Source organism: Cellulomonas sp. (genome assembly GCF_017744555.1).
Lineage (GTDB): Bacteria > Actinomycetota > Actinomycetes > Actinomycetales > Cellulomonadaceae > Cellulomonas.
Genome location: NZ_JAGIBD010000065.1, coordinates 1 through 5965, shown reverse-complemented (window position 1 = coordinate 5965; position 5965 = coordinate 1). Strand labels below are relative to the sequence as shown.

The 5965-nt window shown below is 74.9% G+C and carries 5 protein-coding genes; 4 read left to right on the top strand and 1 reads right to left on the bottom strand.

All coding sequences use genetic code 11. From position 1 onward, the window contains the following. The coding region (locus J7523_RS19805; protein ID WP_363267395.1) for a trypsin-like peptidase domain-containing protein at positions 1–1219 on the bottom strand (1219 nt) is incomplete at its 3' end. Positions 1220–1556: 337 nt separating this feature from the next. Here J7523_RS19805 and J7523_RS19800 point away from each other — a divergent pair. The 4 genes from J7523_RS19800 to rplJ form a co-directional block, all read left to right on the top strand. Next, the gene (locus tag J7523_RS19800; protein WP_291890430.1) at positions 1557–2186 is read left to right on the top strand and encodes a sigma-70 family RNA polymerase sigma factor; all 630 of its coding nucleotides are present in this window, start codon (positions 1557–1559) and stop codon (positions 2184–2186) included. Further along, entirely contained in the window at positions 2183–2686 is a 504-nt protein-coding gene (locus J7523_RS19795; protein ID WP_291890428.1) for a carboxypeptidase regulatory-like domain-containing protein, read from the top strand. Before J7523_RS19800 ends, J7523_RS19795 begins: the two co-directional genes overlap by 4 nt. 6 nt (positions 2687–2692) lie before the next feature. Continuing rightward, the gene (locus tag J7523_RS19790; RefSeq protein WP_291890426.1) at positions 2693–5305 is read left to right on the top strand and encodes a CHAT domain-containing protein; all 2613 of its coding nucleotides are present in this window, start codon (positions 2693–2695) and stop codon (positions 5303–5305) included. Between the two features lie 253 nt (positions 5306–5558). Next, a partial coding sequence (rplJ, locus tag J7523_RS19785) for a 50S ribosomal protein L10 (RefSeq protein WP_291890425.1) occupies positions 5559–5965 on the top strand: 407 nt, incomplete at its 3' end.

Below are 5965 nucleotides of genomic sequence, written 5' to 3'. Positions count from 1 at the left end.
AGACAGGTGCACCGTTCCGCCCGGCGCCGGCGCCGGCGCCGCTCGCGCTCGTCCGGCCGGACGTCGCGGCGCGCCACCCGGCGCCGAACGCAGCGCTCACGGGCGGGAACGGCCCGCTCCACCCGGCGGTGCGCCGGGCGAGCAGCCGGCGCGCGGCCAGAGCCCGCTCCCGACGGGCGAGCGCGAGCCGTCGGGCGGCTGCGGCCCGCGCGGTCTCGACGGTCGCGACGTCGACCCCGAGGGTGTCGAGCACGTCGGCGATCGGGCTCGCGACGGAGTAGGAGCCGTCGTCCTCCCCGGCCCACAGCAACGCGACGACGCGGCCGTGCTCGTCGACGACCGCGGAGCCGGAGTCGCCCTCGGAGGAGAACGCCTCGGCGCCCTCGTCGGGCTCGATGCGGATCTGGTCGCGCAGAGTCCGCCAGCCGGTGCCGGGGCCGAAGTCGACGGACGTCGTGTAGTCGGTCGACACGACGCGGCCCGTGCGCAGCCCGGTGGTGCGGCCGTACTTGCGGACGACACCGTCCTCGGCGGCCGCCGCGGCGCCGGTGACGGCGCCGATGCCGAGGACGCCGGGCACCCACGGCGCACCCGGCGCGAGAGCGACGACGGCGGCGTCGATGGTGTCGGTCAGGGCGCCGCGCACGAGGGCGCCGACGCGGTCGCGCCGTGGGTCGCCGCCGTCGGCGAGCGCGGGCTGGATCCAGGTGCTGCCGGCGTCCTCGAGGCCGTCCCCCGCGGCGACGTGCCAGTTGGTGAGGCCGAGCGCACGACCGCTGAGGCGGTCGGTGACGACGACACCGAGCGTGCCGTTCACGGAGCGGCGCTGCGCGTGGCCGTCGACGGGCACCGTGACGGGGTCGGCGGGACCGAGGCTGAGCCCGCCGGCGAGGGGCCGGACGCGGCCGCGGACGACGTCGCGCTCCCCGACGGCGGGCGAGGAGGACAGCAGCCGCACGCGGTGCTCGACGACGTCGGTGGGGACGCCGTCGATGGTGGCGGGGATCCGGTCCTGTTCCGCGATCTCGCCGTCGCCGAGCTTGCGCTCGACGTGCACGACGATCGCCTGCCGGCCGGTGGGGCGGCCGTCGGACCACTTCTCGCCGATGTCCACCCCGACGACGCCGGGGCGCGCGATGAGGGCGTTCTCGATGTTTCGCTTGGTCGGGCGGATCTGCTCGCGCGTGAGGTCCTGCGGCGTGCGGTCCTGCTCGGTCATGTCGCGTGTCTCCTCGGATCGGTCAAGCGGGTCGTCCGACAGCCTTCCGGCGGCCCCCGGCGCAGCGGAAGGGCAAAGTCGGGCGGGTGATGGGCAGGAGCGCCCTGGACCAGCCCTGATACACGCTGGGGGAGGAAGTTTCTCGAGGGACGTATCTGGTGCGGGCGGCCCGGCTCCTGACGGTCGATCCCGAAGGCGGGGATCACGCGCGGGTGCGCGGGGACGTGGTCCTGGACGGGCGCCCGAGACGTGGTTCGTCGTCCTTGTCGGGGTTGTTCCGGGCCGCCTACTGTGTCAGTGGCGGCCGCCCGACGAGGCCGCCTGTGAGGGGTCCATGATGAGTGACGACCTGGTGGAGCCGGTGGACACCGCGCTCCGCGACCAGGGTGAGGGGCTGGCCGACCGGGCCGCTCGAGCCGTGGTCGCCTACCGCGACGGGGACAGGGAGCCCCTCGCAGCGCTGGTGCAGGTGATGACGCCGTTGCTGTGGCACACCGTGCGGGCGCAGGGCGCTGACACGGAGACCGCGCAGGACGTGGTGCAGAACGTGTGGCTGACACTCGTACGGGACATCGACTCCATCCGCGACCCGCGGGCGACGCTGCAGTGGATGCTCGTCACCGCGAAGCGCGCGGCGTGGCGCTCGGTGCGCCGGTCCCGCGAGGACCTGGTGCGGCACGAGCAGGACGAGCACGTCACCGACTGGCTCGCGGCCCCGGTCGACGACCGTCCGGACACGATGGCGGTCCGCTCCGAGCGGGACCAGATCCTGTGGCAGCACGTGTCGTCGCTGCCGGACCGGTGCCGGCGGCTGCTGGGCCTGGTGGCGCTGGTCGACCGGCCGGACTACACGGTCGTGTCGAGGGCGCTCGGCATGCCCGTGGGCAGCATCGGCCCGACCCGCGGTCGATGCCTGGCCAAGCTCCGCATCGCCCTCTCCTCCGACCCCGCCTGGAGCGTGTCATGAGCACCGACGAGAGCACGCTCGCCCTGGTCGCCGCGGGCGGCATGGACGTCGACGACCGCGAGATCCTGCGCCGGATCGCGGCGCTCGTCGAGGCGGCGGACCCTGTTCCCCCCGGGCTCGTCGACAGCATCGGCATGGCCCTGACGATCGAGGCCCTGCACGCGGAGCTCGCCGAGCTCCACCTGGTCGGGGAGCCGGAGCTCGCGCGCCGGGCGGACGAGACCAGCATCGAGGCCGGCACGATCACGTTCACCACGGACGTGCTCACGGTGATGATCTCCGTGCACCCCGAGGCGGGCCGCGTGCGCGTCGACGGGTGGGCCGCCCCGGCGGGCGAGCTGTCCGTCGAGCTGCACCAGTCGGGCGACGTCACGACGACGACGTCGGACTCTGACGGCCGGTTCTCCTTCACGGACGTGGAGCACGGGCCGGCGCGGCTGGTCCTGCGGCGACCGTCGGACCCGACGGTGCCGATCGTGACGCCGCAGATCGAGCTCTAGGAAGACATGTCGGACCAGGGCGGCCCGGCGGCGACCGGGCCGCCCTCCTTCGACGTCCTCGTCGAGGCGGTGCAGCGGGCGGAGGCGGAGAACGCGGAGGGTCGGCCGACCCGGGCGCGTCGTCGTCTGCGCCCGGTGCTGCGCGCGCTCGCGACGATGGAGCCGACTCCCGGCGCGGTGCGGCTGCGTGCGCGGTCGCTGATCGAGCTCGCGAAGGCGGACTTCGAGACGCGCGGCGGTCCGCGGGCGGCGCTGGACGAGCTGGACGAGATGCTCGCCGAGCAGGCGGTGGACCCCCGGCTGCGGTGGCGCGGCCTCGAGCCCGCGGTCGCCGGTGTGCGGGGGCTGCTCGCGCTGCGCGCCGGACGGCACGACGAGGCACTGCGCTGGCTCGACGAGGCGGTCGCGCAGATCGACGACGCCGAGCCGATCGACGGCTGCCGGAGCCTGCTGAACCGCGGCGTGCTCCACTCGGAGCTGCACCACGTCGCGCAGTCGCGCGCCGACTACGCGGAGTGCGCCCGTCGCTCGCGCCAGGCAGGGTTCGACCGGCTGACGTTCAAGGCGGAGCACAACCTCGGCTACCTGGCGTTCGTCGAGGGCAAGCTGCCCGACGCGCTCGCGCGCATGGAGGTCGCGGCGCGCACGCTGCCGGGCCCGCCCCACCCGATCCAGATGCTCGACCGCGCCCGGGTGCTGCTCGAGGCGGGTCTGGTCGGGGTCGCGGACACGACGTTCGCCGAGGCGGCAGAGCAGTTCGAGGCGCAGCACCTGCCCCGTGACGTCGCGGAGTGCGAGCTGGGCCGCGCGGAGTGCGCGATGCTCCGCGGCGACGTGTCGGCGGCTCGCCGGTTCGTCGCGTCGTCCGAGCGGCGGTTCCGGCGGCGAGGCGACGAGGCGTGGGTCGTGCGGACGTCGCTGCTCGCGCTGCAGGCGGACGCGGTGACGTACGCGAGCGCGCTCGACGACGACCCGCGCACGCGTGCGCTCTGGGCGGGCCTGTCACGGCGGGCGGCGAAGCTCGAGCGGATGTGCCAGGCCACGGGTCGCACGGTCTGGGAGGGCGCCGCCGCGTACGTGCGGATCGAGGCGGACCTGGCTCGCGGGGCGCTCGCCGACCCGGCGGCAGTGCTCGAGGAGCTGGGCACCGTGCGGGGCAGCGACCCGGTGACGGTGCGGCTGCACGGCCGCTGGATCCGGGCGATGCTCGCGCTCGCGGCAGGCGACCGGCCGCGCGCCGGACGGTACGTCCGCGCAGGTCAGCGCGATCTCGCCTTGCACCGGTCGCGGTTCGGGTCGCTCGACCTGCGCACCGCAGGGGCGGTGCACGGCCGGGCGCTCGCGGACCTCGACGTCCGGCTGGCGCTGGCCGCGGACCGGCCCTCGGCGGTGCTGGACGCTGCGGAGCGCGCCCGCGCCGTGATCGGCGGCACGCCGAGGGTCAACCCGCCCGACGACCCGGTGTCGGCGGAGCTGCTCACCCAGCTGAGGAGGCTCATCGACGAGAACCGCGGCGTGCCGCAGCGCGCCGGGGCGGACCCGAAGCGCATCCGGATGATCCGCGAGGCGCAGCGCCTCAAGCACGAGATCCTCGCGCGGTCGTGGCACGAGCGCGGTCGGGTGGGCGACGACCGTCCGGGCCGCGCGGCCGAGGTCCGGCGGACGCTCGACCAACGCCCGGGCAGCACGGTGCTCGACGTGCTGAGCCACCGCGGCCAGGTCCTCGCCGTCGAGATGGGGCACGGTCACAGCACGGTCCACCACCTCGGTGACTCGGCGGCGGTGGCGGAGCTGGTCCGGCGGGTGCACGCGGACCTCGAGGTCACCTCGAACACGCTCGTGCCGGCGGACCTGCGCGAGGTCGCGCGGCGCTCGCTGCTGCACGGCATGACCGACCTGGAGAAGCGTCTGGCGCCCGCGCTCGGGGCGCCCGGCGAGCTCGTGGTCGTCGCGACCGGCTGGCTCGGGGTGCTGCCGTGGTCGATGCTGTCCTCCCGCCTGGGCCGCCCGACGGTCGTCGCGCCGTCGGTGCACCACTGGATGACGTTCGCCGGCTCGGCGCCGCACACACCGGTGCGGGTGACCGCCGCCGCCGGACCAGGGCTGCGGCACGCGGACGCCGAGGCGCGGGACATCGCTGCGCTGTGGGACGGCGGCGAGGCCGTCGTCGGCGACGACGCGACGGTCGCGCGGATGATCGAGCTGCTCGGGTCGCCGGGCGTCGTGCACCTGGCCGCGCACGGGCGCCACGAGCCGGACAACCCGCTGTTCTCGTCGGTCCGGATGGCCGACGGCCCGCTGTTCGCGCACGAGCTGGACGCGGGCGGCCAGACGCCCGACCTCGTCCTGCTGTCGAGCTGCGAGGTGGGCCGCGCGAGCATCCGGGCCGGGGGAGAGGCGCTCGGCATGGCGAGCGTGCTGCTGCGGCGGGGAGTCGGCTGCGTGGTGGCGGCCGTCGCGCCGCTGCCCGACGACACCGCGCTGCGGGTCATGACGCGCACGCACGCGCTGCTGCGCTCGGGGCGTCCGGTCGCGGACGCCGTGGCGACCGCGGTGGCGGAGGACGCGCAGGTCACCGGGGTCGTGGCGCCGCTGATGTGCTTCGGGGCGCCCGTGTGACGCTTGCCGGATTTGGTTCGCCACAACCGGTGCCGTAGTCTCGTGGGGCCCAAGACCGCCGGTCGTCGGAGTCACCCTGTGTGAGTCCGCCCGAAGTCCCGCAGCAGCGGAGGCCAGCGCAGGTGAGTGTTCCCGGACGGACCGGTATGCCGTGTCCTGACGTCGAGCCCCGCGCCTGCGCGGGGCTCTTGTCGTTCCTGACGACACATCTGCGGGCCTGACGACCGGTGGCACCACCATCGGAAGGATTGCCATGGCGAGGCCGGACAAGGCAGCCGCTGTCGCAGAGCTCACGGACCTGTTCCGTGAGTCGAACGCGGCCGTGCTGACCGAGTACCGCGGGCTCACCGTCGCGCAGCTCAAGCGGCTGCGCAAGGCGCTCGGCGGTAACGCAACCTACGCCGTGGTGAAGAACACGCTGACCGCGATCGCGGCCAAGGAAGCCGGTCTGACTGGCCTCGACGACGCGCTCGCGGGCCCGTCGGCGATCGCCTTCGTCACCGGTGACCCGGTCGAGGCTGCCAAGGGTCTGCGTGACTTCGCCAAGGCGAACCCCGCACTGGTCATCAAGGGGGGCGTCCTCGACGGCCGCACCCTGACCGCTGCGGACGTCACCAAGCTCGCGGACCTCGAGTCCCGTGAGGTCCTGCTGGCCAAGGC